The organism is Rhizobium sp. NFR03 (assembly GCF_900111275.1).
Taxonomy (GTDB): Bacteria; Pseudomonadota; Alphaproteobacteria; order Rhizobiales; family Rhizobiaceae; genus Ferranicluibacter.
Genome location: NZ_FOGR01000002.1, coordinates 24,786 through 50,927, shown reverse-complemented (window position 1 = coordinate 50,927; position 26,142 = coordinate 24,786). Strand labels below are relative to the sequence as shown.

General features: G+C 62.6%; 27 protein-coding genes and 1 tRNA gene. 17 read left to right on the top strand and 11 right to left on the bottom strand.

The features are described 5' to 3' along the window. Positions 1-175: 175 nt before the first annotated feature. A tRNA-Ser gene (locus tag BSG19_RS05440) sits at positions 176-265 on the top strand. Positions 266-381: 116 nt separating this feature from the next. Here the strand turns inward: BSG19_RS05440 and BSG19_RS05435 are convergent. After that, on the bottom strand, positions 382-1,308 hold the full coding sequence (locus BSG19_RS05435; protein WP_092985744.1) for a manganese catalase family protein: 927 nt from the start codon (positions 1,306-1,308) through the stop codon (positions 382-384). A 194-nt stretch (positions 1,309-1,502) separates the two neighbouring features. Between BSG19_RS05435 and BSG19_RS05430 the strand changes: the two genes are divergently transcribed. Then, complete coding sequence (locus BSG19_RS05430; RefSeq protein WP_092931249.1) at positions 1,503-1,733, top strand: hypothetical protein; 231 nt, start codon at positions 1,503-1,505, stop codon at positions 1,731-1,733. Positions 1,734-1,862: 129 nt separating this feature from the next. Here the strand turns inward: BSG19_RS05430 and BSG19_RS05425 are convergent, their stop codons facing one another. The 3 genes from BSG19_RS05425 to BSG19_RS05415 are packed head-to-tail and all read right to left on the bottom strand — an operon-like array spanning position 1,863 to position 4,864. Further along, on the bottom strand, positions 1,863-2,615 hold the full coding sequence (locus BSG19_RS05425; RefSeq protein WP_092985742.1) for an ABC transporter ATP-binding protein: 753 nt from the start codon (positions 2,613-2,615) through the stop codon (positions 1,863-1,865). Beyond that, positions 2,609-3,736, bottom strand: a complete 1,128-nt coding sequence (locus tag BSG19_RS05420; RefSeq protein ID WP_244529110.1) for a FecCD family ABC transporter permease — start codon at positions 3,734-3,736, stop codon at positions 2,609-2,611. The genes BSG19_RS05425 and BSG19_RS05420 overlap by 7 nt, the downstream gene beginning before the upstream one ends. Positions 3,737-3,739: 3 nt before the next feature. Then, positions 3,740-4,864: an ABC transporter substrate-binding protein gene (locus BSG19_RS05415; protein WP_092985740.1), complete on the bottom strand. Its 1,125-nt coding sequence runs from the start codon at positions 4,862-4,864 to the stop codon at positions 3,740-3,742. Positions 4,865-4,967: 103 nt separating this feature from the next. Here BSG19_RS05415 and BSG19_RS05410 point away from each other — a divergent pair, with 103 nt between their 5' ends. Beyond that, complete coding sequence (locus tag BSG19_RS05410) at positions 4,968-5,798, top strand: class I SAM-dependent methyltransferase (protein WP_092985738.1); 831 nt, start codon at positions 4,968-4,970, stop codon at positions 5,796-5,798. Between the two features lie 79 nt (positions 5,799-5,877). Here the strand turns inward: BSG19_RS05410 and BSG19_RS05405 are convergent, their stop codons facing one another. Next, positions 5,878-6,432 carry an NUDIX hydrolase gene (locus tag BSG19_RS05405; protein WP_092985736.1) on the bottom strand — a complete coding sequence of 185 codons (555 nt, stop codon included), beginning with the start codon at positions 6,430-6,432 and terminating at the stop codon, positions 5,878-5,880. Between the two features lie 91 nt (positions 6,433-6,523). Between BSG19_RS05405 and BSG19_RS05400 the strand changes: the two genes are divergently transcribed. Both BSG19_RS05400 and BSG19_RS05395 read left to right on the top strand, forming a co-directional pair. After that, a complete protein-coding gene (locus tag BSG19_RS05400) occupies positions 6,524-7,183 on the top strand; it encodes a DUF47 domain-containing protein (RefSeq protein ID WP_092985734.1) in 660 nt (219 codons plus the stop codon). Then, a complete protein-coding gene (locus BSG19_RS05395) occupies positions 7,183-8,187 on the top strand; it encodes an inorganic phosphate transporter (RefSeq protein WP_092985732.1) in 1,005 nt (334 codons plus the stop codon). Before BSG19_RS05400 ends, BSG19_RS05395 begins: the two co-directional genes overlap by 1 nt. 21 nt (positions 8,188-8,208) lie before the next feature. Here BSG19_RS05395 and BSG19_RS05390 read toward each other — a convergent pair whose 3' ends face one another. Continuing rightward, positions 8,209-9,165, bottom strand: a complete 957-nt coding sequence (locus BSG19_RS05390; protein WP_092985730.1) for a GGDEF domain-containing protein — start codon at positions 9,163-9,165, stop codon at positions 8,209-8,211. Positions 9,166-9,470: 305 nt separating this feature from the next. On the opposite strand from BSG19_RS05390, the gene BSG19_RS05385 reads away from it, so the two are divergent. After that, positions 9,471-9,674, top strand: coding sequence for a DUF6894 family protein (locus BSG19_RS05385; RefSeq protein WP_139274733.1), 204 nt, complete (start codon positions 9,471-9,473; stop codon positions 9,672-9,674). Positions 9,675-9,839: 165 nt separating this feature from the next. Continuing rightward, a complete protein-coding gene (locus BSG19_RS05380; RefSeq protein WP_244529109.1) occupies positions 9,840-10,523 on the top strand; it encodes a Crp/Fnr family transcriptional regulator in 684 nt (227 codons plus the stop codon). Positions 10,524-10,566: 43 nt separating this feature from the next. Here BSG19_RS05380 and BSG19_RS05375 read toward each other — a convergent pair whose 3' ends face one another. Next, a complete protein-coding gene (locus BSG19_RS05375; protein ID WP_092985725.1) occupies positions 10,567-11,328 on the bottom strand; it encodes an EAL domain-containing protein in 762 nt (253 codons plus the stop codon). A gap of 196 nt (positions 11,329-11,524) precedes the next feature. Here BSG19_RS05375 and BSG19_RS25980 point away from each other — a divergent pair, with 196 nt between their 5' ends. Further along, positions 11,525-11,683, top strand: a complete 159-nt coding sequence (locus tag BSG19_RS25980; protein WP_170865880.1) for a hypothetical protein — start codon at positions 11,525-11,527, stop codon at positions 11,681-11,683. A gap of 28 nt (positions 11,684-11,711) precedes the next feature. On the opposite strand, the gene rhaI is transcribed toward BSG19_RS25980, so the two are convergent. Then, positions 11,712-13,004, bottom strand: coding sequence for an L-rhamnose catabolism isomerase (gene rhaI, locus BSG19_RS05370; RefSeq protein WP_092985723.1), 1,293 nt, complete (start codon positions 13,002-13,004; stop codon positions 11,712-11,714). A 23-nt stretch (positions 13,005-13,027) separates the two neighbouring features. Further along, complete coding sequence (locus BSG19_RS05365) at positions 13,028-15,127, bottom strand: bifunctional rhamnulose-1-phosphate aldolase/short-chain dehydrogenase (RefSeq protein WP_092985721.1); 2,100 nt, start codon at positions 15,125-15,127, stop codon at positions 13,028-13,030. A 200-nt stretch (positions 15,128-15,327) separates the two neighbouring features. Between BSG19_RS05365 and BSG19_RS05360 the strand changes: the two genes are divergently transcribed. The 7 genes from BSG19_RS05360 (at position 15,328) to BSG19_RS05330 (ending at position 22,565) form a co-directional block, all read left to right on the top strand. After that, a complete protein-coding gene (locus BSG19_RS05360; RefSeq protein ID WP_092985719.1) occupies positions 15,328-16,137 on the top strand; it encodes a DeoR/GlpR family DNA-binding transcription regulator in 810 nt (269 codons plus the stop codon). Between the two features lie 38 nt (positions 16,138-16,175). Next, positions 16,176-17,171, top strand: a complete 996-nt coding sequence (gene rhaS, locus BSG19_RS05355; protein WP_092987201.1) for a rhamnose ABC transporter substrate-binding protein — start codon at positions 16,176-16,178, stop codon at positions 17,169-17,171. Between the two features lie 65 nt (positions 17,172-17,236). Next, on the top strand, positions 17,237-18,766 hold the full coding sequence (locus BSG19_RS05350; protein WP_244529108.1) for a sugar ABC transporter ATP-binding protein: 1,530 nt from the start codon (positions 17,237-17,239) through the stop codon (positions 18,764-18,766). A 10-nt stretch (positions 18,767-18,776) separates the two neighbouring features. Then, positions 18,777-19,802 carry an ABC transporter permease gene (locus BSG19_RS05345; protein ID WP_244529107.1) on the top strand — a complete coding sequence of 342 codons (1,026 nt, stop codon included), beginning with the start codon at positions 18,777-18,779 and terminating at the stop codon, positions 19,800-19,802. After that, complete coding sequence (locus BSG19_RS05340; RefSeq protein WP_092985715.1) at positions 19,799-20,827, top strand: ABC transporter permease; 1,029 nt, start codon at positions 19,799-19,801, stop codon at positions 20,825-20,827. The genes BSG19_RS05345 and BSG19_RS05340 overlap by 4 nt, the downstream gene beginning before the upstream one ends. Continuing rightward, on the top strand, positions 20,827-21,168 hold the full coding sequence (gene rhaM, locus BSG19_RS05335) for an L-rhamnose mutarotase (protein WP_170865879.1): 342 nt from the start codon (positions 20,827-20,829) through the stop codon (positions 21,166-21,168). Before BSG19_RS05340 ends, rhaM begins: the two co-directional genes overlap by 1 nt. Continuing rightward, entirely contained in the window at positions 21,165-22,565 is a 1,401-nt protein-coding gene (locus BSG19_RS05330; RefSeq protein WP_092985713.1) for an FGGY-family carbohydrate kinase, read from the top strand. Before rhaM ends, BSG19_RS05330 begins: the two co-directional genes overlap by 4 nt. Before the next feature lie 111 nt (positions 22,566-22,676). Here BSG19_RS05330 and BSG19_RS05325 read toward each other — a convergent pair whose 3' ends face one another. Together BSG19_RS05325 and BSG19_RS05320 are read right to left on the bottom strand one after the other, a co-directional pair. After that, positions 22,677-23,297 carry a LysE family translocator gene (locus BSG19_RS05325; RefSeq protein ID WP_092985711.1) on the bottom strand — a complete coding sequence of 207 codons (621 nt, stop codon included), beginning with the start codon at positions 23,295-23,297 and terminating at the stop codon, positions 22,677-22,679. A gap of 63 nt (positions 23,298-23,360) precedes the next feature. Beyond that, positions 23,361-24,266 carry an N-acetylmuramic acid 6-phosphate etherase gene (locus BSG19_RS05320; RefSeq protein ID WP_244529106.1) on the bottom strand — a complete coding sequence of 302 codons (906 nt, stop codon included), beginning with the start codon at positions 24,264-24,266 and terminating at the stop codon, positions 23,361-23,363. 199 nt (positions 24,267-24,465) lie between these two features. Between BSG19_RS05320 and BSG19_RS05315 the strand changes: the two genes are divergently transcribed. Beyond that, positions 24,466-25,365, top strand: coding sequence for a glucosamine kinase nucleotide-binding domain-containing protein (locus BSG19_RS05315; protein WP_092985707.1), 900 nt, complete (start codon positions 24,466-24,468; stop codon positions 25,363-25,365). Then, positions 25,362-26,126, top strand: a complete 765-nt coding sequence (locus BSG19_RS05310) for a GntR family transcriptional regulator (protein ID WP_092985705.1) — start codon at positions 25,362-25,364, stop codon at positions 26,124-26,126. Before BSG19_RS05315 ends, BSG19_RS05310 begins: the two co-directional genes overlap by 4 nt. The last annotated feature ends 16 nt before the right edge of the window (positions 26,127-26,142 follow it).

Below are 26,142 nucleotides of genomic sequence, written 5' to 3'. Positions count from 1 at the left end.
CCTGTTCGAAAAATCTGTCAGATTTCGGTTGATCGCTTTGAGATCATCGGTATATATCGCGCCGTTCGCAGGATTCTCCGCACACCGGATTTTCTGGCGAACCGTTGCACCCGGTCGCGTTCCATCGCCGTCCGCGCAACAATCTCACCGCCTAAACCAGCGGTGACGATCTCAAGGACAGGTGGCCGAGTGGTTTAAGGCGCACGCCTGGAACGCGTGTGTACGTGAAAGCGTACCGAGGGTTCGAATCCCTCCCTGTCCGCCATCCCCTGATCTTATTTCAGACCAAAGACGCGATGCGTCTGTCCTTCCTGGTCAGAGACAGGCTGCGATCCCCAAGGAAACCGCAGCCCGAATTCTCATGAACGAGACGACACAAGTCTATCGCGACTTCTTGTAGAGCTTCTGGGCGATCTCAAACATTTCTTCCGGGGCATAGTCCGGGGTGAAGGCCGAGGGGACGCCGACGAGTTGGTGGATCTTGCCGCCTTCCGGCATGCCGTCGACGACTTCGAGTTCGCCCGGCGGATCTGCCGGAAGTGCCGTTTCGCCATTGCCCCAGATGCCTGCCATTTCCTTGTAGTCGTTCGGGCTGAACGTGTAGAGGCGGCGGTGGGAGCCTTCGTCCAGATATTTCTGGCATTCCGGGATCTTGCTCAAGGGAATGTTCGGGGTCGGCAGGAAGTCCTTGATTTTTACGCCGGTGATCTTTTCCAGCGCCAGGGCGTAGGCATGCGCGTGAACCGAGCCGCGCACCAGCAGATAGCCGCAGACCTCCCGGCCCGTCGGGTCCGACAGCGTTTCATAGACGCGCAGCTTGTGGAGGCGGGCACCGCATTCCAGATGGAAATTGTGAAGGAGATCGACCACCACGTTTCCGGTGGTGGTAATGAAGTCGTTGTTCCACGAGGCGCCGTTGCTGTTGACCGGCATGGCACCGCCACCGCCGGACAGGAAGGCGGCCGCGAGCCGCATATCCTTCATGTCCTCCCACGGCGCGCCGGAAATGTCGCCGCCATCGCCCTTGTCTCCGTTCTTCTTGTCGGGCCCGTTGGCAAGCATGGCGACGCCGTTGCTGACGAGTTCGACATGGCCGAGTTCCTCGGCCGTAATGCTGGCAACGAGACTGTAGAAGGGGCGCAGCTTTTCCTTCGAGCGGAAGTTGAAGCTCTGGAACATATAGTTCCCGAGCGTCGACATCTCGCCGTATTTCCCACCCAGCAGCTCCTGCAGGGCGGCCGCGGCATTCGGATCCGCCCGCTTTGGCGCAGGCAGTTCCGCCTGCAGTTGATCGACGCGCATGAACATTTCGGTCACCTTTCATTGGGAATGACACATCCGCAACTGAGCGAATGCTTCTGCGTTCCGTCCCTGAAGGATCTTCTTGCGATTGTGGGGCCTCGATAGGCTTCAGGGCCGGCGGTTTTCATCCGCAGTCTGCAGTTTGGCGATTCCTGAAATCGTGATATCCGACCGACTTCGTGAAAGAAGGGACAGATACCGTGAGCGAACAGACCGTGGCCGAGGTAACCGAAAAGATCTACGCATCGCTCCAGTCGGACAATGCCGACATCGACGACCATATTGCGAGCCTCAAGGCAGCGCTCGCCCGCGAGGGTGCGGCGGAAGCCGTGTTCGATCCGGCCAAGCTTGCGCAGAACAACCGCTCGGGCCGCAAGATGATGCAGGCCTACTTCCGGCAGCGCGGCGTGCGGGTCAGCTTCTCCGCCTGAGGGAGCCCGAACGTCGGTGGATTTGTGAAGGCAGCCGGCCGGCTGCCTTTCGGCGACGGGCAGGCATCAATCTGCTAGATGCTGCTGCCTTCTCCTTCGCAAGGGAGCCGAAAGTAGGCCCCTCACCTGTCAGAGAGCACCATCGACGATAACCATGGGGCGTCCGCGGGAGCAGGACTCTATCCGGGCGTCGATGCGGTAGATATCGCGCAGCATCGCGGTGGTGATGACGCTCGCTGTGGTGCCGCTTGCGACCATTTCGCCATTGGCAATGACAATGGTGTTGGTGCAGTAGCGCAGGGCATGGTTGAGATCGTGAAGCGCGATGAGGACGATCATGCCGGTGCGGGCTGCAAGGTCCCGAACGAAGTCGAGAACGTCGATCTGTCGATGAAGGTCGAGAGCCGACGTCGGTTCGTCCATCAGAAGCACGTCGGGCTTTCGTACCAATGCCTGACCGAGCGAGACAAGCTGCCGCTGCCCGCCGGAGAGAGCATCGAGACCCCGAAAGGCAAGGCTCTCGATGCGCAGGGCGGCAAGGATCGCGTCGATTTCGAACAATTCCTCGTCATGCACCCGCCAGCCGCCGCCCTGCTTGGCAGAGAGCAGGAGAGACTCGTAGACCGTGAGAACGGCATTCGAGCCTGTATCCTGCGGCATGTAACAGATCGCGCGTTCGCTACGGGTCTCGCCTGACAGGTCGACGGTCCCGGGGCCGGCAATGAGGCCCGCGATCCGCTTGAACAGCGTCGATTTTCCTGCCGCATTCGGGCCGATGATGGCCGTGACGGAGCCGGGGCTGAGTGGATCGATGCCCACCTTCGACAGGACCCTGGTACGACCATAGCTGGCGCCGACATCTCTCAGGGAAAGACTTACCATGCCCGCCTCCTGTTGGAGAAAATCAGGACGAAGAAGAACGGCACGCCGACGAGCGCGGTGATCACACCGATGGGCAGGATCGCACCGGGAATGAGCACCTTGCTGACCACCGAGGTGGCCGAGAGAAGCAGCGCGCCGCAGATGACCGCGCCCGGCAGGAAGAAGCGCTGATCCTCGCCCACTACCATACGGGCTATGTGCGGACCGACGAGACCGACAAAGCCGATGGTGCCGACGAAGGACACGGGGACGGCTGCCAGCAGGCTGACGATCAGCATCGTATGAAGACGCAGTCGGCGCACATTGATCCCCATGCTCGCCGCCTTGTCGTCGCCGAGCCGCAGGGCCGTCAGCGCCCAGGCCTGGCGCGTGAAGAGCGGCAGGGTCACCACGAGAATGGCGGCGGTCACCGCCACCTTGTCCCAAGTCGCCTTGGTGAGACTGCCCATCGTCCAGAACACCACGGCTGCGAGCGCCTGTTCGGAGGCGAGATATTCGAGCAGCGACAGGGCGGCGTTGAACGTGAAGACCAGCGCGATGCCAAGCAGCACGATGGTCTCGACCGTGACGCCGCGCATCGTCGAGGCGAAGTGAATGAACAGGGCAGCGACGACCGCCATGACGAAGGCATTGATCGGCACCATGTACTGCGTCGCGCCCGGGAAGAGGGCGACGCCGCCGACGAGGCCAAGGGCTGCGCCAAAGCTGGCAGCGGCGGAAATGCCCAGCGTGAAGGGGCTTGCGAGCGGGTTGGAGAGGATCGTCTGCATCTGCGCACCGGCAACGGAAAGCGAAGCCCCGACCGTGACCGCCATCAGCGCGATCGGCATGCGGATATCCCAGATGACGACACGCAGCTGGTCGCTGGCCGTCTGCGGAGAAAGCAGGGCCGAGAGAACCTCCGACAACGTATAGTTCGCCGGCCCCAGAGCCATATCGACAGCCATGCTGACCGCAAGGGCAACCGTCAGGGCCGCCAGGATGAGGATGCGCCGGAAGGCAAGGGCGCGATACTGGTCCCGCCCGGTGCGCCCGGCAGCTGGTCCCGAGCGATCCTGCTCAACGCTGACCCGATCGCAATCGGGCTGAGCCGACCTATTCCCGGTTGCCGCTACGGTCATTGCCTATTCGCCCTTCAGCGAGACGAAGTATCCCGGCTTGTAGGGAAGCGGCAGGAAGCGCTCGTGCAGCTCCTTGAAGGTTGCTTCCGGATCAAGGTCCTTGAAGAGATCCGGATGCAGCCATTTGGCGATCTGCTGGATGGCGACGAACTGGTAGGGATTGTTGTAGAACTGATGCCAGATGCCGTGGACATCGCCGTTCTTCACAGCCTTGATGCCCGTGAAGGCCGGGCGCTTCGTCAGATTCTCCAGCTTGCGATGGGCTTCTTTCAGGTCGGCACCGTACCCTACGCCCACCCAGTTGCCGCCGGGCACATAGGCTTCCCACATGCCGCCGGTGATGATCACCTGATCGGGATTGGACGCGATGATCTGCTCCGGGTTCACCGTGCCGAACGTTCCGGGGATGATGTCGCGGGCCATGTTCGTACCGCCGGCAAGCTCGACCATCCCGCCGAAATTCTCGTTGCCGAAGGACATGCAGCAATCATCCGAATATCCACCGGCACGCTCCACGAAGACGAGCGGCTTTTTCGGAGCGTTCTTTTCAAGCGTGTCGGTCACCTTCCGGATCGCCTCGGCGCGAAATGCGATGAAGTCTTCCGCAACCTTTTCCTTGCCCATCAGCTTGCCCATGATGCGCATGCTCGGCTCGGTGTTCTCCATCGGCTTTTCGCGGAAATCGACATAGACGAGGGGAATGCCCACCTTGGCGAGCTTCTCGATATAGCCCGCTTCTTCCGTCGCGGTCTTTGCATCGAGATTCATGACGATGACGTCGGGCTTGAGGGCCACGGCCTGCTCGATATCGAAAGTGCCGTCCTTCATGCCGCCGAAGGTGGCGAGCTTGGCGATCTCGGGATGTTTTTCGAGATAGGCGGCATAGGATTCCGGATCGGCCTTCGGCAGGTCGTCGCGCCAGCCGACAACGTGCTGGAACGGATTTTCCTTGTCGAGCGCCGCGAGGAAATAGATCTGGCGGCCTTCGCCGAGAATAACGTGCCGCGCAGGCACGTTGACATCGACCTTGCGGCCCGTCACGTCCGTTACCTCGATAGCAAAAGCGGGAAGAACGGATGACATAAGGAGGCCAAGGGCTGCGATAGCCGACCTGCCGGAAAGACGCATGAGGAAAACTCCAGTGGAACCTGCTGGGCACTTATGATTTGTCGACTTTCCTAGTCAAGTTTTATCTTTTAGAAACATTTTACGTTTGAAGCGAGATATGAGTATGCGGAACGACCCGGGGTTACAGGCCGCGAACTACACGCTGAGAGATGAAATCCGGGATTACTGGTCCGCACGTGCGGCGACCTTCGACCAGTCACCGGGGCACGAGATTTTCTCCGAGGAGGAGCGGAAGGCCTGGCACGGTCTGATCGAGAAGCATCTCGGGCCTGGTGAAGAGCGGGCTGCGCTCGACCTTGCCAGTGGAACCGGCGTGATCTCGCACCTGATGGATGATCTCGGCTACCGTGTTACCGGTATCGACTGGTCGGAGAACATGCTCGATCTCGCCCGTAGCAAGGCAAAGACGCGCGGGCGCAGCATTCGCTTTCAGCTTGGCGATGCCGAGCGGACGCTCGCGCCCGACGATAGCTTTGATGTCATCGTGACGCGGCATCTCGTCTGGACGCTGGTCGATCCGCAAGCCTGCTTCAAGGAGTGGTACAGGATCCTGAAACCCGGCGGCCGGCTGCTCGTTATCGATGGCGATTTCGTCAATACGGGCTTTCTGGAGCGGGTGGTCAAGCGCGTCGATGCGCTCTTGCAGAAGGCCGGGTGGCTCTCGCCGCAGCCTGTCCATGCACCGGCCGGGTTGGCGGACACCCACCGGAGCATCCTCTCTCGGGTGCATTTTTCGAACGGTGCCCGGGCGGAGGCTGTCGGGCGCCTTCTGGCGGATTCAGGATTTTCGGTCCTTTCGACCGACCACGACCTTCGCCGGATCCACAGAGCGCAGGCCGCGTATCTCGGACGCTTCAAAGCGCTCGCGCGTGGCCTCCAGCATCGCTATGCCATTGTGGCGGAGAAGCCCGTGACGGCAAGCCGGCCTCTGTGAAACTCGCCTGTTTGAACTTTGCCTGTTTGAGCCCTGTTTGAGGCAGTGCGCTCGCACCGCTGCAAATGTCCGGCAGCGGTCAGTCCTCCGGTTTGCGCGATGTCTTCAAACCTCCCTCGCGAGCGCCCTGTGGCTTGAACTCCACGAGGATCGACTTCAGTTCGATCTCGCGTACGCGGCGGGCGGCCTCGTCGGGAGACACCCAGGCAAGCACGCGCTCACGGCGTTCTTTGAAATCGGTGCTGACGCTCTGCACCTCGATCTGGAAGAGATCGACGATGCAGGGGGCGACATCGCCGTCGTCGAGCCATTTCAGATAGGTGTAGCGGCCGATGGGCTTCTTGCGCGTGCGGCCGCGGACGCCGGCTTCCTGCCAGGCCTCGATCGCGGCGGCGCGATAAGGCTTCTTCTTCTTCATTGGCCAGCCCTTGGGAATGACCCAGCGCCGGCTTTCTCGCGTCGTGATCACCAGGATCTCGATCTCGTCGCCGCTTCCCACATAGCGAAAGCACACCGCGCCATATTGCTGGCGAAACGCGCCCTGAAACAGTTTGGCCGGCATGGTGGCCAGCTGCTGCAGCAGATGACCCGCCTGGTTCGTCCGCTTCTTCGTAACCTTTTTTGGAAGTTTCATGCCGTCAAATCGACGCTCTGCGTTGCTAGAGAGTGCCGATACCATTTATGACAGTTTTGTGACACTGACATGATGGTGCAGGCCGACCGACATGATGAGCTTATTCCGAAAGCTGATGCCCCGTGAAGACAGGTTCTTCGATATGTTCGCCGCGCATTCGCGGCTCGTCGTGGAGGCGGCCGGCGCGCTGAGCGACCTGCTCAACGGCATCGAGCTGGAAAAGAACTGCGCGCGCATCGTCTCGCTGGAGGATCAGGCGGATGCAATCACGCGTGACGTGCTTCTTGCCGTGCGCCGCAGCTTCATCACGCCGTTCGACCGCAGCGATATCCAGGATCTGATCCAGTCGATGGATGACGCCATCGACATGATGCACAAGACGGTCAAGACCATCCGGCTGTTCGAGCAGACGGCCTTCGACCCTGTGATGCGGGAGATGGGCGGCGAGATCGTCAAGGCGGCAAACCTGATTGCGGAGGCCATCCCGCTGCTGGACAAGGTTGGTGCCAATGCCCAGCGGCTGAGTGCGATTGCCGAAGACGTGACCCGCGTCGAGGGTCGCTCGGACGAGCTGCACGAACAGGGCCTCAAGGACCTCTTCCGGCGTCATGGCTCTTCCGGCAACGGGGCTTCCGGCAATGCGATGGCCTATCTGATCGGCAGTGAGATCTATGGCGAGCTGGAAAAAGTGGTCGACCGCTTCGAGGACGTTGCCGATGAAATCAGCGGCATCGTGATCGAGAACGTCTGATGGACGCTTCGCTGGCTTTTCCGCTGCTGGTCGGCCTCATCGCCATCGCGCTGTTCTTCGACTTCCTGAACGGGCTGCACGATGCTGCAAATTCGATCGCGACGATCGTCTCGACACGCGTGCTGCGGCCGCAATATGCCGTCCTCTGGGCGGCGTTCTTCAATTTCATCGCCTTCCTGTTCTTCGGCCTTCATGTCGCGGAAACGCTCGGCACCGGCATCATCGATCCCGGCATCGTCTCGCCGCTGGTGATCTTCGCCGCGCTGATGGGAGCCATCGTCTGGAACATCGTCACCTGGATCTTCGGCATACCCTCAAGCTCGTCCCATGCGCTGGTGGGCGGGCTGGTCGGCGCGGGCCTCAGCAAGGTCGGTTTCTCATCGATCGTCTGGAGCGGGCTCGGAAAGACGGTTGGTGCCATCTTCCTGTCGCCGGCCATCGGCTTCTTCCTTGCGCTGGTGCTCGTTCTCGCGGTGTCCTGGGTCTTCGTGCGCCAGACCCCTTTTGCCGTGGATCGCACCTTTCGCGTCATGCAGTTCATCTCGGCCTCGCTCTACTCGCTCGGCCACGGCGGCAACGATGCGCAAAAGACGATGGGGATCATTGCCGTGCTGCTGTTCAGCCAGGGCTATCTGGGCTCGACCTTCTACGTGCCGTTCTGGGTGGTCATCACCTGCCAGTCGGCCATGGCGCTCGGCACCCTGTTCGGGGGCTGGCGCATCGTCCATACCATGGGCTCGAAGATCACGCGGCTGAACCCGATGCAGGGGTTCTGCGCGGAAACGGGCGGAGCGCTGACGCTGTTCGGGGCAACATGGCTCGGCATCCCGGTGTCCACGACCCATACCATCACCGGCGCGATCATCGGCGTCGGGGCCGCGCGCCGCGTCTCGGCCGTCCGCTGGGGCCTTGCCGGCAATATCGTCATCGCCTGGATCGTCACCATGCCGGCAGCCGCCCTCATCTCTGCGGCGTTCTACGCGCTGGGCCTGCTGTTTGCATAAGAGGAATGAGGGCAGGACGTTTCAGCCGCCGCCGGAACCGCTCGTCCGTTGGCTGTCGATATCGATGCCGATCTGGTCGCGGCCGCGCATCTTGGCGGCGTAGAGAGCGAGGTCGGCGCGCCTATAAAGATCGGCCGGATCGTCGCCTGCCCGCGCGCCGGCAAGGCCGGCCGAAAACGTATAGCGAAAGCTTAGCTGCTCGCGCACCGGGCGGGACTGCCGCACCTCCGCCAGCATGCGGCCGATGATCGCTTCCGCCTCCCATGTCGTCGTGTTCGGCAGAACGAGAACGAACTCCTCGCCGCCGACACGGCCGAGGACATCCGTCTTGCGCACAAGGCGCTGGATGGTCGCGGCGAAATCCATCAGCACGGCATCGCCGACACTATGGCCGAACCGGTCGTTGATATATTTGAAGTTGTCGATATCGAGAACGGCCACGCATCCGACGGCCCTGTATTCAACGGGTGTTTTGCCGGCTAACATCGCAGGCTCTGCCGGAGCTGCCTTTACGAGCGCCTCAAGCTTCGACATCACGAAGCGCCTGCTGGCGATACCGGTCAGGTCGTCGGTCTGCGAGGCCTTGATCGCCATGTCGCGGGCCTGCCGCAGCTCACGTTCGTCGGGCCGCAGCGATGTGATGTCGGAGGCCACGCACAGCATCCAGCCATTGGCATGCATGGTCTCCGTCATCCAGAGCCACCGGCCATCATGGAGATCCGTTTCGAACGCGCGAAAGCCGGTCTTTCCCCGCCGCCCGAGAACCGAGCGCAACCAGATATCGATATCATCGGCCGAGATGACCGTGCCGCGTCGTGCCATGAAGTTCCGGCGCATGAGATCGGACCAGACCGGACGCTCGTCGTCTTCGATGTGCCAGGCCTTGCGGAACGCAGCATTGGCAAAGCGAAGCCGGTCGTCCTGATCATAGACCGCCACCATGACATCGGTGCCCTCCATGAGCTGCGCCAGGTGCATAACCGCTTCATTATCGACCAAGATTTCAGATCCTCTCCAAAGGGAGACCGACGTGATGGCACGGCGCGCATGAACAAAGGATCAAGCGCACGATGCGATCCGAGAGAGTTCAGGCCTATATTGACATAATCCGGCGACAACCGACAGGACGCAACCGTGTCGATGCGGCGTTCGTTTCAGTGGACCAAAGCGATGTCGCCTGGAACTTTCCGCAGCATCCCCGGTTGCGGGCATATCGGCGACAATCTGCCGGGAGCCCGTGTCGCATGCCAAGATATTACTTTCAGCTCGTCGAGCGGAATGGGGTGCTGGACGATCTGGACGGTGCCGAGGTCGCATCATTGGAAGACGCGCGCAAAGAAGCCCAGCGGGCGATCCGGGAGATTGCCGCCGAACATCTGAAGATCGAACGAAAGCTCGAACTCACATCGATCGAGATATGCGACGAAGCAGGACACAGCGTCGCTTCTGTTACCTATGACGAAGCCATGGACGATATTTTGCCGTAACCGGCGGGAACCTCCGCCGGGCAAGACGATTAAACCCGCCGAAAACGCGCTCTTATACACCATCGGTACGGTACTTGACCAAACGCCGCATACCTTTGCAAACCATCGCTCCGTCTTGGATAATGCGCTGACTTACAATGTCTTTCCAGAGAACTTAACATCTACATGAAGAACGGCCTTCTCGCCTCCCTTTCTCCCCCTGATCTCGACATCATGCTTGCGCAACTTGAGCGGATCGACCTGGTGCACGGGCAGGTCCTGTACCAGCCTTTCGAGAAAATCACCTACGCCTACTTCTTTCTCGGCGGCCTCTCCTCTGAGGTCATCCGGGATTCCAGCGGGCAAAGGGTCGAGATCGGCTGCGTCGGCCGTGAAGGACTGTCGGGTCTTCCGCTGCTGCTGGGCATCGGCGAGGCGCCGCATCAGGCCTTCATGCAGATCGGCGGTCCGGCGCTCCGCATCAGCGCGGAAAGGCTCGCTGCGGTCCTCAAGGATCATCCGTCGATCCGCAACGCCCTGATGAAGTTCGTTCATACCTTCATGATGCAGGTGGCCTCGACCGCCCTTGCGGATGCGCGCTACACGATCAACGAGCGGCTGGCGCGCTGGATTCTGATGGCGCATGACCGCGCGGGCGAGGACGACCTGCCGCTCACGCACGACTTCCTCGCCTTGATGCTCGGCGTTCGCCGGCCAAGCGTCACCACGGCGCTGCATATTCTGGAAGGCGAGAACCTGATCCGCTCCAGCCGCGGCACGGTGACGGTACGCGACCGCACGGGTCTCGAGCGGCTCGCGGGTGGCTCCTACGGGTTTGCCGAGGCCGAATACAAGCGCGTCATCGGCTGACGACGCGCTGGCGCCTGGGGATGACGACGCGCTCGTCGAGACGTCAGTGCGTCGCGGCCGTCCGGCTCATGGACGGTTGCGCCAGCGCCTCGAAGCTCGGGCGCGCAAAGAAATAGCCCTGCATCAGACGCACACCCAGATCTTCCAGAGCCTGCGCCTCGCCCTCCGTCTCGATGCCTTCGCAAAGCGGGGTAACGCCGAGATCGTGCAGCATGGCGACGGTGTGGCGCACGATCGTCTGGCGCACCGTGTCGGTGTCGATATTGCGGATAAGGTCCATATCGAGCTTGGCGATATCCGGCTGGAATTTCGCCAGCAGCGCCAGACCCGCATGGCCGGCGCCGAAGTCGTCGATCGCCGTGCGGAAGCCCATCTCGCGATAGGTGTTCAGGATGTTGAGAATATGCGCCGTGTCGAGGATCTCGCTTTCGGTGAATTCGAAGATGATGTTCTTCGGCGAGAACTTGGTGCGCGCCGCCGCAGCCAGCGTCAGCCGGATGCAGGCGCGCGGCTCGTAGACGGCATTCGGCAGAAAGTTGATCGACAGGCCGACATCACTCTGTGTGCCATACAGCTGCGACGCGAGTTCGATGGCCTTGACCCGGCATTGCTGGTCGAAGGCATAGCGGTTCTGGGCATCGACGGCCGACAGGACAGAGCCGGCGCCTTCGCCCGCAATGCCGCGCACCAGCGCCTCATGCGCGAATGTGGTCTTCGAGACGACATCGACGATGGGCTGGAACGCCATGGAAAACGGAATGTGGAAGTCGGCACCGTCGCGACATCCCTGGCAGGTTGCTGGCATTGATCTTCTCCAACTTTATGTAAGCTGGATAAGACGCTACCCGTGTAAACGCGACCTTAAGATGTGCTGCGGAAAGGGCATATCTATTCATCGGTACGTTTGCAGACCGAGCATTGCAGAGGAAACAAGCCGGATAGAGGGAACCTCACCTGCGCTTTACGGGTTTGATCTTCAGGATACAGGAGAAGACGACACCATGGCAGATCGGCAGGCACCGGCATTCAAGCGGATGATCACCTTCGTCATCACCATTCTGCTCGCCGGCGCGGTGCTCGCCGGCGTTTATCTGTTCGTGTCGAGTCCCGGGGAAGTGCGTGACGAGCCGCCGGCCGGAGCCGGGCAGCAGACGCCGTAACGGGCAGGACGATGCCGAATCTTAACGCCTAGATAATGCCGCCACCGCCGGCGCGAGATGCAGGACGCTCGTTGCCGACCATGTTGCGATAGCCGCTCTTCCGGTAGGCGGCAATCGGATCGATGGCACCTCCTTCACGACGACGAGCTTCGGCAAGAATGGCCTCGACATCGGTGCGGAACGCACGCTTCAGCGTATCGGAAGCCATGAGCGCATCGTTTTCGTCCTGATAGCCGTCCAGAGCCTCGCGATCCACAAGGAGAGCCTGCGCGTATGCGCGGCGGATCTCGTTGGCACTGGAGATGAGGCTTTCGATTGGATCGGTCACATTGTGCGACTGATCGATCATGTGAGCCGGATCGAAATCCTTGATGCCGTGGTGCTCGGCATCCACCAGTTCGTTGAAGACGAGGAAGAGACGATAGGGATCGACCGAACCGGCATCGAGATCGTCATCGCCGTATTTCGAATCGTTGAAGTGGAAGCCGCCCAGCTTTCCGAACTGGGTCAGCCGCGCCACGATCATCTCGATATTGACGTTGGGCGCATGGTGGCCGAGATCGACGAGGCACTGCGCCTTCGGACCCAGCGTCGAAGCAATGAGATAGCTCGTGCCCCAGTCCTGCACCACCGTGGAATAGAAGGCCGGCTCGTACATCTTGTGTTCGGAAAACAGCCGCCAGTCATCCGGCAGTGCTGCATAGATGTCGCCCATGGAGGCGAGGTAGCGCTCGAAGCTGCGGGTGAAGTGGCTCTGACCGGGAAAATTGGAACCGTCCCCGACCCAGACCGTCAGCGCTTTCGAGCCGATGGCGCGGCCGATCTCGATGCATTCGAGATTGTGCTCCACCGCCTGCGCCCGCGTTCCTGCATCCGCATGACTGAGCGAGCCGAACTTGTAGGAAAGAGCCTGCCCTTCCGCATCCGAGAAGGTGTTGGAGTTCATGGCGTCGAAATGCAGCCCGTAGGCTTCCGCTGCCGCCAGCAACGCGGCCGGTTCCGCCTTGTCCCAGGGAATGTGAAGGGAAACGCCGGGCGTGGCGCGCGTCAGCTGGTTGATGACGGCGCAGTCCGCCAGCTTGTCGAAAATGCCACGCGGCTCGCCGATGCCGGGAAAGCGGGCAAACCGCGTGCCGCCCGTGCCGACGCCCCAGGAGGGAACGGCGACGTGAAAGGCCGAGACCTTCCGTGTCACCGTTTCGATGTCGATGCCCCGGCGCGACAGATGCTCGCCGAGCGCATTGTAATCCGCGGCCTGTGACGCGGCACGGCTTTCGTTGTGCCCGGCAACGAGGTCGGGCGCGATGCGATGATCGGTCATGATGGTCTCCTCCCTCTTCCAGCCTAGCGCGGAAAGCTCTGCGCGTTGCCGCCATCGACATTGATGATGTTGCCGGTGGATTTCGCCGACAGGTCGGAGGCGAGGAAGTAGATGGCTTCGGCAACATCCTCGGGGAGAATGTTGACCTTCAGCATCGAGCGCTTGCGATAATGCTCTTCGAGGTCGCTGACCTCGATCTTGGAGGAGGCCGCGCGCTGCTCGCGCCACTCGCCGTCCCAGATCTTGGAGCCACGCAGCACGGCATCGGGATTGACCGTGTTGACGCGAATGCCGCCTTCCGCGCCTTCGAGCGCCAGGCACCGGGCAAGATGGATTTCGGCAGCTTTCGCCGTGCAGTAGGCCGATGCATTGGGCGAGGATGCGAGCCCGTTCTTGGACGCAACGAAGACGACGTTGCCGCCGAGCTTCTGGCGACGGAACAGGCGGAAGGCTTCGCGCGAGACGAGGAAGTAGCCGGTTGCAAGGATGTCGATGTTGCGGTTCCACATGGCAAGATCGGTTTCCTCGACCGGTGCGGAGGACGCGATGCCGGCATTGGAGACGAGAATGTCAATGCCGCCGAACTCAACGAGGCCTTGCGTGAAAGCTGCGGCAACCTGATGTTCGTCCGTCACATCAAGCTTGACGCTGCGAACGGCATCCGCGCCGTAGCGCTTGGCGAAATCGGCCTGCGCGCCATCGAGCGCCGTCTGGTCGATATCGGCCAGCACGACGCAGGCGCCTTCCGCGATCAGGCGGGTTGCCGTGGCACGACCGATGCCGCCGGCGCCGCCGGTGACGAAGGCGACGCGGCCGGCAAGGCTCTTCGGCTTCGGCATGCGCTGGAGCTTGGCCTCCTCGAGCAGCCAGTATTCGATGTCGAACGCCTCCTGCTCGGGCAGACCCTGATATTCCGACACGGTGGAGGCGCCGCGCATGACGTTGATGGCGTTGACGTAGAACTCACCGGCGATGCGGGCCGTCGCCTTGTCGCGGGCAAAGGACAGCATGCCGACGCCGGGAATGAGGAAGATCACCGGATTGGGATCGCGCATGGCAGGCGAATTGTCGTGGCGGCAGGTGTCGTAATAGCGGGCGTAATCAGCGCGGTAGGCGTCAAGCGCCGCATCGAGACCAGCCACGACCGCATCGATGCTGCCTTCGGCCTTCGGATCGAAATCGAGGATCAGCGGGCGGATCTTGGTGCGCAGGAAATGATCCGGGCAGGACGTGCCGAGCGCGCCGAGGCGCTGGAGATCCGCGGAGTTGACGAATTCCAGTACGGCGGCCTGATCGTCGAAATGACCGAGCTTCCTTTCCTCCCGACCGATGCGGCCGCGGATTTCCGGCATGAGGCGCGCGGCGATCGCGCGGCGCTGCGCTTCTTCCAGTCTGGTCGAAACAGCGCCGCCGAAGACGGTCTTGCCTTCGGTTTTCGTGGCAAACCAGTCGATGGCGCGGTTGATGATATCGAGCGTCAGCTCGTAGCAGGCCTTTGCGTCATCGGCCCAGGTGAAGAGGCCGTGGCTTTCGAGCACGACGCCCTTGGCATGGGGGTTGGCCGCGACGAAGGCACCGAGATCGAGCCCCAGCTGGAAGCCCGGGCGGCGCCAGGGGAGCCAGCCGATCTCGTCGCCGAAGACCTCTTTCGTCAGCTCGCGCGAGTTCTTCGACGCGGCGATGGCGATGATCGCGTCGGGATGCATGTGATCGACATGGGTGAACGGCACGAAGCCGTGCAGCGGCGTATCGATGGACGCGGCGCGCGGGTTGAGTGCGAAGGTGCAATGCGGCAGGAAGCCGACCATGCGATCCTCATCCTCGACGCCCTTGTAGAGGCCCTTCAGCGCTTCCAGCTTGTCGAGATAGAGCGTTGCGAAGCCATCGAGCTTGATGGTGCCGACATCGCCGCCCGAGCCCTTGACCCAGAGAACGCGAACCGGCTCACCGGTCAGCGGATCGGTTTCGGTCACCTTGGCCGACGTATTGCCGCCGCCGTAATTGGTGATGCGCTTGTCCGCGCCGAGGAGATTCGAGCGATAGAGAAGCTTGCCCGGCTCATCGAGATTGTTCGCAATAGCATCGTCCCAACGGCTTTCGAGACGGCGGCTCTGTTCCGACATGTCATCCTCCCATGTTATCGGAACCCTTGCGTCAAACGCAGGTCGGCCCCGTGTTGCCGACGATATCGCTCAGTCCAACCGATCATGTCAATCATATTCGATCATAAATGTTCATTGTGCAGCGCAATATAGAAATTTATGATCGTTATTGATTGACAGTCTCTGCTTATTTCGCATAACTCGCTGTCGAGGAGACCCCCATGCACGAACGCGAACGCCACCGCATCATCTTGAGCGCCGTCCAGGAAAAGCCTGTGGTGACGGTACAGGATATTGCGGAATTGACGGATGCGTCGGAAGCGACGATCCGGCGCGATATCGCGTCTTTGCATGTCCAGGGAAAGCTGCGGCGGGTTCGTGGCGGTGCCGAAGCCGTGCATCCGCCGCAAATCGGCAATCTCGCAGCACGCCCGTTCAAGGTGTCGGAGTCGATCAACTCCGATAAGAAGCGCGCAATTGCCCGCATGGCGGTCGATCTCTGTGAGGAAGGCGACGCCGTCATCATCAACGGGGGAACGACGACTTTCCAGATGGTGCATTTCATGGCGGCGCGTCGGCTGCAGGTCATGACCAACTCGTTCGCCATCGCCGAGCACCTCGTCAAACATTCCAAATGCACGGTGACGGTGCCGGGGGGCACGATCTATCGCGACCAGAGCCTGATCCTGTCGCCATTCGAAAACGACGCCATCCGCAATTTCTCGGCGCGCCGCATGTTCGTCGGCGCGCAGGGCGCCAGCGCGCTCGGCATCATGGAGTCCGACGCTCTGGTGATCCAGAGCGAGCAGCGCCTGATGCGGCAGGCCGACGAGCTCGTCGTCATGATCGATTCCGGCAAGTTCGCCCGCCGGTCGAGCCTTATTCTCTGCCCGCTCGAAAACGTTTCCACCATCATTACCGACAGCGCCGTGTCTGAGGAGGCCGTGCGCATGGTGGAGGCCGCGGGGGTCAAGCTGATCACGGTTCCCGTGGCGGCGTCGGATACGAAGGATACCGCATCGGTCGCATGAGCGACCGGGCACTTATCGTCAACTGGGAGGAAGACAGCATGAAACTCGCACAAAAGCTTGCCATCGGGGTCGTGTTCGCGATGGCCGCATTCGGCTCGGCCGCACATGCCGCAGAGGTCAAGATCGGCCTCGTCGTGAAATCGCTCGGCAACGGCTTCTTCGAGGCCGCCAACAAGGGGGCGCAGGAGGCGGCCAAGGAACTCGGCGACGTCGAGATCATCTATACCGGCCCGACCTCGACGACGGCCGAAGGCCAGATCGAGGTGATCAACGCGCTGATCGCTCAGGGCGTCAATGCCATCGCGATCTCGGCGAACGACCCCGATGCCGTCGTTCCCGCATTGAAGAAGGCCGCCCAGCGCGGCATCAAGGTCATCTCGTGGGATTCGGGCGTTGCGCCGGAAGGCCGCATCCTGCAGCTCAACCCATCTTCCAACGACCTGATCGGCAAGATGTGCCTGACGCTGGTCAAGGATCATCTCGAAGGCGGCAAGGGTGATTTCGCCATTCTCTCGGCCACGACGACCTCCACGAACCAGAACATCTGGATCGAGGAAATGAAGAAGCAGCTGAAGGACTTCCCCGGCCTCAATCTCGTCACCACCGTTTACGGCGACGACCTTTCCGACAAGAGCTACCGCGAAGCGCAGGGCCTCATGACGTCCAACCCGAACGTCAAGGTCATCGTCGCCCCCACAACGGTCGGCGTGCTCGCGGCCTCGCAGGCCGTGAAGGATGCCGGCAAGATCGGTCAGGTCTATGTGACTGGCCTCGGTCTCCCGTCAGAAATGGCCGGCGCGATCAAGTCGGGCGCGACGAAGGAGTTCGCGATCTGGAACCCGATCGATCTTGGCTACTCCGCTGCCCAGATCGCCTATCACCTCGTCAAGGGCGATGCCGACGGTGCGCCGGGATCGGAAATCGAAGCCGGCCGCATGGGCAAGATCAAGGTCGGCGAGAACGGCGAAGCCGCCATGGCCGATCCCTTCGTCTACAATGCCGAAAACATCGACCAGTTCTCCAAGGTGTTCTGATTTTCCAGACGATCCGGCGGCGCGTTCCCGCGCCGCCGGTCCTCTCCTTCCGACCGGACATGGACATGATGGCCCTTCAACACCCCGTCGCCGAGGATCGCTTGGCTGTGCCTGCCATTCTGGAAATGCGCGGCATTTCGCAGATCTTTCCCGGCGTCAAGGCGCTCGACGGCGTCGATATCGCGCTCTATCCGGGAACGGTGACGGCGCTGATCGGCGAGAACGGTGCCGGCAAATCGACGCTCGTGAAAATCCTCACCGGCATCTACCGCCCAAGCGAGGGGGAGATCCGGATCGACGGATCGCCGGTCGTCTTCTCCGATGCGCAGGCCGCCATCGATGCCGGCGTCACCGCCATTCACCAGGAAACCGTGCTCTTCGACGAGCTGACGGTGGCTGAAAACATCTTTCTCGGCCATGCGCCGCGGACCCGCTTTCGCACCATCGACTGGGCGACCATGAACCGGCGGGCCGGAGACCTGCTGCGGTCGCTCGAAAGCACGATCGACCCGACCATTCGCCTGAAGGACCTGTCGATCGCGCAACGGCATCTCGTCGCGATCTCGCGGGCGCTCTCCATCGAGGCGCGCATCGTCATCATGGACGAGCCGACGGCAGCGCTTTCCCGGAAAGAGATCGACGATCTCTTTCGCATCGTGCGCGACCTCAAGCGCCAGGGCAAAGCCATCCTCTTCATCAGTCACAAGTTCGACGAGGTCTACGAGATTGCCGAGAACTACGTGGTCTTCCGCGACGGCAAGGCCGTCGGACACGGCGCGCTGGCGACGACCCCGCAGGACGATATCGTGCGCCTGATGGTCGGCCGCACGGTCGCCGACGCGTTTCCGAAGATCGCGGTCACACGAGGCGCACCCGTGCTGGAGGTCTCCGGCTACAGCCATCCGACCGAGTTTCGCGATATCTCCTTCACCCTCCACCGCGGCGAAATCCTCGGTATTTACGGGCTCATCGGCGCCGGACGCTCCGAGCTGTGCCAGTCCCTGTTCGGCATCACCACACCGACGAGCGGCACCGTGCAGATCGATGGCCGGCCGGTGACGATCCGCTCGCCGCGCGACGCGATCCGCGCCGGCATCGTCTATGTGCCGGAGGAACGCGGCCGCCATGGTCTGGCGCTGCCTATGCCGATCTTCCAGAACATGACGCTGCCCTCGCTTGGCCGCACGTCCCGCGGCGGCTTCCTGCGGCTTGCCGACGAGTTCGCGCTGGCGCGCACATATGCCGAGCGGCTGGACCTGCGTGCCGCCGCCCTCTCCGTTCCCGTCGGCACGCTGTCCGGCGGCAACCAGCAGAAGGTGGTGATCGGCAAATGGCTCGCGACGCAGCCGAAAGTGATCATTCTCGACGAGCCGACCAAGGGGATCGACATCGGCTCGAAGGCCGCCGTTCACGCCTTCATCAGCGAACTGGCAGCCGAAGGCCTGTCGATCGTGATGATCTCGTCGGAACTGCCGGAGATTCTCGGCATGTCGGACCGGGTGATGGTGATGAAGGAAGGCCTGTCGGCAGGCATTCACCCGCGCGCCGGGCTGACGCCGGAAATGCTGGTGCGCGCTGCCACCGGCAATGCGTGAGGACCAGACGATGACAATGACCGCGACATTCCTGAAAAGACGCGAAACCCTGCTCTTCCTCATCATTGCCCTGATGGTCGTCGCGTTCTCGACGCGTGCGCCCGGCTTCGGGAACCCTCGCAACCTCGCCGTCATCTTCAACGATACGGCCATCCTGATCATCCTCGCGCTCGCGCAGATGACCGTCGTCCTGACGAAGGCGATCGACCTTTCGGTCGCCGCCAACCTCGCCTTCAGCGGCATGGCCGTGGCGATGCTGAACGCGGCCGTGCCGGGCCTGCCGCTCGTGCTCCTGATCCTGCTGGCCATTGGCATCGGGGCGGCGCTCGGTGCCATCAACGGCTTTCTCGTCTGGCGGCTCGAAATGCCCCCGATCGTGGTGACGCTGGGCACGCTCACCATCTATCGCGGCATGGCCTTCGTTCTCTCGGGCGGCGCCTGGGTCAACGCGCATCAGATGACACCGGAATTCCTCAACGTGCCGAGGCTTGGCATTGCCGGTCTGCCGGTGCTGTCCTGGGTCGCGGTCATCGTCGTCGTGCTCGTCTTCCTCATGGCGCGTTACACGCCCTTCGGCCGCTCGGCCTATGCGGCGGGCGGCAATCCGGTGGCGGCCGTCTATGCAGGGATCGACGTCGGCTATACGCGCTTTCTCGCCTTCACGCTTTCCGGGGCGCTCGCCGGTCTCAGCGGCTATCTCTGGGTCTCGCGCTATGCCGTCGCCTATGTCGATATCGCCATCGGCTTCGAGCTCGACAGCGTCGCGGCCTGCGTCATCGGCGGCATCTCGATTGCGGGCGGCGTCGGCACCGTTATCGGCACCGTGCTCGGCGCGCTCTTTCTCGGCGTCATCAAGAATGCGCTTCCGGTCATCGGCATCTCTCCCTTTACGCAGATGGCAATCTCCGGCTCGGTCATCATTCTCGCCGTCGTGTTCAATGCCCGCCGCGAGCGCCATCGCGGGCGGATCATCCTGCGCAACAGGGAGGCGGAGGATAACAGTTCCGGCAAGGCCGGCAAGGAGGCCCTGGCATGAGCGCGATCCCCTCGACATCAGCAACATCGGAGACCGCACAGCCGGCCCGACGCGTCATTCCGGATCGCTTGGGCACGCCGCTTCGCCGGCTGCTCGCCAGCTGGGAGGTGCTGCTTCTCGGCGTGGCCGTTGCGATCTTCGTCTTCAATTCGCTGGCCTCGCCCTACTTTCTGGATGCCTGGAACCTTTCCGACGCCACGTTCAACTTCACTGAAAAGGCGATGATCGCTTTCGCCATGGCGCTGCTCGTCATCGCCGGCGAAATCGACCTGTCGGTCGCCGCGATCATCGCGCTTGCCTCGACAGCCATGGGGGCGGCGGCACAGGCGGGTGTGGGTGCGGCAGGCCTCGTGGGCATCGGCATCGGCGTCGGTCTGGCCTGCGGCGTCGTCAACGGGGTGCTCGTATCGGGCATGAAGCTGCCCTCCATCGTCGTCACCATCGGCACGATGAGCCTGTTTCGCGGGCTGTCCTACATTGTCCTCGGCGACAAGGCCTATGGCGGCTATCCCGCCGATTTCGCCTTCTTCGGGCAGGGCTATGTGGTCTGGGTGTTCTCCTTCGAGTTCGTGCTCTTTCTCGTGCTCGCCGGCCTGTTCGCCCTGCTTCTGCATGCGACGAATTTCGGACGGCAGGTTCAGGTGATCGGCAATAACGAGTTCGCCGCGCGGTTCTCCGGCATCCCTGTCGAGCGGATCAAATTCATCCTGTTTCTGCTGACGGGCCTGATGAGCGGCATCGCCGCCGTTTGCCTCACCTCGCGCCTCGGCTCCACACGGCCCTCGATCGCGCAAGGCTGGGAGCTGGAGGTCGTGACCATGGTGGTGCTCGGCGGGGTCTCCATTCTCGGCGGCTCCGGCACGATCGGCGGCGTCGTCATCGCGGCCTTCGTCATGGGCCTCGTCACCTTCGGGCTCGGGCTTTTGAACGTTCCCGGCATCGTCATGTCAATCTTCATCGGCCTGCTCCTCATCATCACCATCGCGCTGCCGATCCTGGCGCGCCGCATCAAGGCGAGATCCTGATGATCCCCGAGGCACCGCTCGAACGCCACGCCTTCGTCATGAAGCTTCATGCGGGACAGGAAGAGGAGTATCGCCGTCGTCACGACGAGATCTGGCCCGAACTGAGCTTGCTTCTCGCGCAGGCCGGCGTCCGCGATTATTCGATCTTCCTCGATCCCGAGACGCTGACCCTCTTCGGCGTTCTCTCGCGCCCGCGCGACCACGGCATGGCCGCCCTGCCCGAGCATCCCGTGATGAAACGCTGGTGGGCGCATATGGCCGATATCATGGAGACCCATCCCGACAACGCGCCGGTGTCGCGCGATCTGATCCCCGTCTTTCATCTGCCGACACAGCCATGACCCGCGCACCCGGAAGAGTCGCCGTCTTCGACGTCGGAAAGACCAATGCCAAGCTCGTGGTCTTCGACACGACGAGCGGCCGGGAACTCGTATCTCACCGGATGACCAACCGCGTCGTAAGCGACGGCCCCTATCCGCATTATGATACGGACGCGCTCTGGGCCTTTCTCATCGCGTCCCTGAAAGCCGTGGCAGGCACGCCGGGGTTCGATGCGATCTCGGTCACCACCCATGGGGCGGCGGCGGCCCTCCTCGATGCCAACGGGGAGCTGGCGCTGCCGGTGCTCGACTACGAGCATGACTATTCGCAAGACATAAGGTCGGATTACGACCGGATACGACCAGCTTTCACCGAAACCTTTTCGCCCCGATTGGCGATGGGGCTCAATCTCGGCGCCCAGCTTCATTATCAGAAGACGGCATTTCCCGACGCGTTCGCCCGGGTTCGCACCATCGTCACCTATGCCCAATACTGGTCAGGCCGGCTCAGCGGACAGTTCACCACCGAGGTCACATCGCTTGGATGCCATACGGATCTCTGGGATCCTGCGCTCGGCAGATTTTCGGCGCTGGTCGATACGCTCGATCTGTCCGGGCTGCTCGCGCCGGTACATTCCGCTTTCGTTGCTCTCGGGCCGCTGCTTGTGCCGCTGGCGCGCGAGATCGGGCTGGATGCGAACCGGAACATCCCGGTCCATTGCGGTATCCACGACAGCAATGCGTCGCTGCTGCCGCATCTGATCGGTGGAGAGGTCCCCTTTTCCGTCGTCTCCACCGGCACCTGGGTGGTGTCGTTCGGCGTCGGCGGCGATCTCGCACGTCTCGATCCCGCGCGGGACACGCTTGCCAATATCGACGCCTATGGCCGTGCCGTTCCCTCCGCCCGCTTCATGGGCGGGCGGGAATACGAGGTGCTGACATCGGGTCTGGAAGCCGTGCAAGCCGAGTCCATCGGCGAAGCGCTTATCCAGACCGTCATCGCGCGCGGCGTGATGCTCCTGCCATCCGTCGTGCCCGGATGCGGCCCCTTCCCGGCGATGACGGCGGCATGGGTTTCCGCCGGCGGCGCATCGGATGCCGAGCGTCATGTGGCCATCTGTCTCTATCTCGCGCTGATGACGCAGGAGAGCCTGGCGCTTCTGAATGCCGGTGGGCCGATCCTGGTCGAAGGGCCGTTTGCGAAAAACGGGCTCTATCTCTCCGCGCTCTCCGCCTTCTCCGACCGGGATGTGCTTGCGCTGGAGGGCTCGACGGGAACGAGCCTTGGCGCCGCATTGCTGGCGGGCGGCACCGTTCCTTCGACCCGTGGAGACGCTGCGCCCGTAAAGCAGCTTGGCACGCGGCAAGCGATCGAAGCCTATCGGAGGCTCTGGCTGGAGCGTATTGCGGCCTATTGACCGCGCCGGAAACATGCGTTGCCGCGTCTCGGTGACGTCAGCTCTCCACCTCCATCGCATCGACGCCATGAGCGCTGCGCGCCTGCGCGAAAGGGGCACTTCGGAGAAGCATCATGCGGTGCGCAGCGCGATATAGGCGGCCGTCGCCCCCAGCATGCTTGCCGCTGCCCGGTTAAGAAGCTTCAGAGCCGTCGGCCGGCGCAGGAACTGGCGCGCCCGCGAGGCGAGCACGATGTAGGGAATAAGCACCGAGAGCAGGACGATGAAGGTGGTCAGCACGAGAAGCACGTAGTCGCGAGGGCCGATCGTGCCGAGATCGATGAGCGTCGGCACGAGCGCGACGTAGAACAGCATCGTCTTCGGATTCCCGAGCGTCACCAGAAGCCCCGAAAGAAATGCGAGCCCCGGGGAGGTGCGTACCCGGTTCTCCTCCACATTCTGCGCCATCAGGCCCGACGTCCAGAGCTTCCAGGCGATGAAGCCGAGATAGAGCGCGCCGAGGATCTTGATGACGAGAAAGGCAGTGGTGAAGGTCTGCGCGACATAAGCCAGGCCGAGAACCACGCCCGTGAGGTAGACGAGATCGCCGAGGACGAGTCCAAGACCCATCAGAAACGTATCGCGAAAGCCGGAGCCGAGAGCGCGCGCGACGATGGCGGTCATGCCCGGACCGGGAATGGCGGCCGCAATGAAAAGGGCGGCGGCATAGGCAAGAAGACTTGCAAGGGTCACGGGCGAAAGCCTTTGCGCTGGAAGATCGATGGGCTCCCGACACTTTTCGGGTTATCCCGGAGGCTAGCTCTTTTCCCGTGTCCCGCCAAGGGCAAGAGCCCGCCGCAGGCTTTGTCCCGCGGTGTCCAGTCGCTGGTGCGCGATATCACGGCTTGCGACGCCCGAGGCGAGGAGGACCGCGATCTTGACGGAGCCATCGGCCGCGTCGAGATGGCGCTCGGCGGCCGACCGTTCGATCCGGGCGATATCGGCGACCATGCCGGCAGCGCGCTGGCGCAGCTTCCTGTTGTCAGGCCTCAGATTGACCATGTGCCCGTCATGGACATGACCCAGCCCGATGCCGACCAGGGTGGAGAGCATGTTGAGCGCGATCTTTTGCGCCGTTCCCGCGCCCATGCGCGTCGATCCGGAGATCACCTCGGGCGGGGTTTCCAAGAGGATGGCGACATCCGCCACGTCGAGCAGCGGCGCGCCGGGATTGTTGGCGAGCGCCACGACGCTGGCACCTGCGGCTTTCGCCGCCTCCGCGCAGCCGAGCGCATACGGTGTCGAACCGCTGGCGGAGACGACGATCAGGCAATCCCCGGCTGCGACGCCCGCCTTCTCCACATCGCCGATACCAAGATCGCGATCGTCCTCGTAGCCGCCCGCAAGGTCGGCAAGGCTTGCCGCGCCGCCGGCGAGAAGAACGACGACCGAATGGGGTGCCAGACCATAGGTGCCGGGAAGTTCGAGCGCATCGACCATCGCCATCAGCCCCGAGCTGCCGGCGCCCGCATAGATCAGCCGGCCACCGGTTTGCAGTGCCTGCGTGGCAAGGCCTGCCGCAGCCGCCAGAGGCTCCAGCGCAGCATCCACTGCCCGCGCCGCCGCCTGCTGGCTTTGCGCCAGCAGCTTCAGGATCGCGACAGGCTCCCTGACATCAAGGTCCCGTGCCTGCGCATGGCGCTCTTCCGTCCTGTCCGCCACGCGACCCTCCCTCAGATAAGTCCAAATGAATACCAATAGATCCCGAAAAATCAATGCATAGCGGAAAGCATAGCTCGACTGTAAGGATATCTTTTTCTTACCTACCTGTAAAACAACGAGAAGTTCCCTTTTCGGAATTTTATTGATTTTCGTCTTGGTAAATGGTCCTTTTTTGGTATTATCGAGCCGGAGGTTATCCATGGGTCTTTATCGCGTTGGAATCGATGGCGGGGGTACGCGGTGCCGGGCGGCGGTGGCCGATGCGGACGGCCGCATTCTCGGCCGCGGCATCAGTGGCGCCGCCAATATACTGACCGACCCGGAAACCGCGCTATCCCATATCCGACTGGCGACGGAGGCTGCCTTTCAGGAGGCCGGCCTTCCTGTCGCCGGACTTTCCACCGCCGCCGCTGTTCTCGGTCTCGCCGGCAACAATGTGGCGGATGCGGTCTCCTTCATTGCCGCGCGCCTGCCCTTCGCCAGAGCGGAGATCGTGTCCGACGTTCTGATCGCGCTTCAGGGCGCGCTGGGCGACCGCGACGGCGCGGTAGCAAGCCTCGGGACGGGCACCGTCTACAGCATTCGGCAAAATGGCGAGGTCTCAATGCTCGGCGGTCACGGCTTCAAGGTCGGCGATCTTGGCAGCGGTGCCCGGCTGGGGCAAGGGCTTCTTCAGGAGGCGCTGCTTGCCCATGACGGCGTTCGACCCGCCTCTCCCCTGACCGAGACGGTGCTTGCCGCATTCGGCCACTCGACCGCCGCCATCATCGCCTTTGCCCATGCCGCACATCCTGCCGATTACGGCCGTTACGCACCAAGCATCTTTTCGGCAGCGGCTGCCGGTGATCCGGTTGCAGTCGAACTCGTTCGCAAGGCCGCTCGGGATATCGACCAGACGCTCGACGCCATCACCGCCCGCAGTGTCCGCACCCTCTGCCTCGTCGGTGGCCTGGCGCCGCTTTACGGTCCCTGGCTTGCGCAGCGGCCCGGCATCGAGATGACGGAGCCGGCAGCCGATGCACTCACCGGAGCCGTTGCGCTTGCGGTCCAGCGCTTCGCATCCGATCCGTCCGACGGGCGCATGGAGGCGGCGCAATGAGCGATCATCTGGCCCACCTGCTACCGCTCGAAGGCCTTCAGGGCGCAGGGTCCGGGCCCTTGTATCTGAAGCTGCGCCAGTCGCTGGAAGAGGCGATCCAGTCGGGCCGGCTCAACCATGGCGACGCGCTGCCGCCGGAGCGCGACCTTGCAGAATATGCAAATATCAGCCGGGTGACCGTGCGCAAGGCGGTGGACGATCTTGTGCGCGACGGGCTTCTCGTGCGCCGTCACGGATCGGGCACCTTCGTCGTCAAACCGCTGGCGCGCGTGCAGCAATCCCTTTCCCGTCTCACTTCCTTTACCGAGGACATGGCGCGCCGCGGGCTGACGACGCGGGCACAATGGATCGAGCGTGGTCTCTTTGCCGCCTCGCCGGACGAAATGATGACGCTCGGCCTGCCGGCAGACGCACTCGTCGCCCGGCTCGGTCGCCTGCGGATCGCCGACGATATGCCGCTCGCCATCGAACGGGCGAGCATCTCGGCGGAATTCCTGCCGGATCCGATGCGGATCACGACGTCGCTTTATGCGGAACTCGACAAGACGCGTGCTCGGCCGGTGCGGGCGGTACAGCGGATCTCGGCCTGCGAACTGAAGGATCCCGATGCAACCATGCTCGGCGTCCGGAGCGGGTCGGCGAGCCTGTCGATCGAGCGTATCTCCTATCTCGCATCCGGCCGCGTGGTGGAGTTCACCCGCTCCCTCTATCGCGGCGACGCCTATGATTTCGTGGCTGAACTCAGCCTTTCCGACACCTGAAGACGGCCGACACGCT

Bases quoted from the DNA above. Each gene is read 5' to 3' on its own strand.
- BSG19_RS05435 (WP_092985744.1), bottom strand. From the start codon at position 1,308: ATGTTCATGCGCGTCGATCAACTGCAGGCGGAACTGCCTGCGCCAAAG.
- BSG19_RS05425 (WP_092985742.1), bottom strand. From the start codon at position 2,615: ATGGTAAGTCTTTCCCTGAGAGATGTCGGCGCCAGCTATGGTCGTACC.
- BSG19_RS05420 (WP_244529110.1), bottom strand. From the start codon at position 3,736: ATGACCGTAGCGGCAACCGGGAATAGGTCGGCTCAGCCCGATTGCGAT.
- BSG19_RS05415 (WP_092985740.1), bottom strand. From the start codon at position 4,864: ATGCGTCTTTCCGGCAGGTCGGCTATCGCAGCCCTTGGCCTCCTTATG.
- BSG19_RS05410 (WP_092985738.1), top strand. From the start codon at position 4,968: ATGCGGAACGACCCGGGGTTACAGGCCGCGAACTACACGCTGAGAGAT.
- BSG19_RS05405 (WP_092985736.1), bottom strand. From the start codon at position 6,432: ATGAAACTTCCAAAAAAGGTTACGAAGAAGCGGACGAACCAGGCGGGT.
- BSG19_RS05400 (WP_092985734.1), top strand. From the start codon at position 6,524: ATGATGAGCTTATTCCGAAAGCTGATGCCCCGTGAAGACAGGTTCTTC.
- BSG19_RS05395 (WP_092985732.1), top strand. From the start codon at position 7,183: ATGGACGCTTCGCTGGCTTTTCCGCTGCTGGTCGGCCTCATCGCCATC.
- BSG19_RS05390 (WP_092985730.1), bottom strand. From the start codon at position 9,165: ATGCACCTGGCGCAGCTCATGGAGGGCACCGATGTCATGGTGGCGGTC.
- BSG19_RS05380 (WP_244529109.1), top strand. From the start codon at position 9,840: ATGAAGAACGGCCTTCTCGCCTCCCTTTCTCCCCCTGATCTCGACATC.
- BSG19_RS05375 (WP_092985725.1), bottom strand. From the start codon at position 11,328: ATGCCAGCAACCTGCCAGGGATGTCGCGACGGTGCCGACTTCCACATT.
- BSG19_RS25980 (WP_170865880.1), top strand. From the start codon at position 11,525: ATGGCAGATCGGCAGGCACCGGCATTCAAGCGGATGATCACCTTCGTC.
- rhaI (WP_092985723.1), bottom strand. From the start codon at position 13,004: ATGACCGATCATCGCATCGCGCCCGACCTCGTTGCCGGGCACAACGAA.
- BSG19_RS05365 (WP_092985721.1), bottom strand. From the start codon at position 15,127: ATGTCGGAACAGAGCCGCCGTCTCGAAAGCCGTTGGGACGATGCTATT.
- BSG19_RS05360 (WP_092985719.1), top strand. From the start codon at position 15,328: ATGCACGAACGCGAACGCCACCGCATCATCTTGAGCGCCGTCCAGGAA.
- rhaS (WP_092987201.1), top strand. From the start codon at position 16,176: ATGAAACTCGCACAAAAGCTTGCCATCGGGGTCGTGTTCGCGATGGCC.
- BSG19_RS05350 (WP_244529108.1), top strand. From the start codon at position 17,237: ATGATGGCCCTTCAACACCCCGTCGCCGAGGATCGCTTGGCTGTGCCT.
- BSG19_RS05345 (WP_244529107.1), top strand. From the start codon at position 18,777: ATGACAATGACCGCGACATTCCTGAAAAGACGCGAAACCCTGCTCTTC.
- BSG19_RS05340 (WP_092985715.1), top strand. From the start codon at position 19,799: ATGAGCGCGATCCCCTCGACATCAGCAACATCGGAGACCGCACAGCCG.
- rhaM (WP_170865879.1), top strand. From the start codon at position 20,827: ATGATCCCCGAGGCACCGCTCGAACGCCACGCCTTCGTCATGAAGCTT.
- BSG19_RS05330 (WP_092985713.1), top strand. From the start codon at position 21,165: ATGACCCGCGCACCCGGAAGAGTCGCCGTCTTCGACGTCGGAAAGACC.
- BSG19_RS05315 (WP_092985707.1), top strand. From the start codon at position 24,466: ATGGGTCTTTATCGCGTTGGAATCGATGGCGGGGGTACGCGGTGCCGG.
- BSG19_RS05310 (WP_092985705.1), top strand. From the start codon at position 25,362: ATGAGCGATCATCTGGCCCACCTGCTACCGCTCGAAGGCCTTCAGGGC.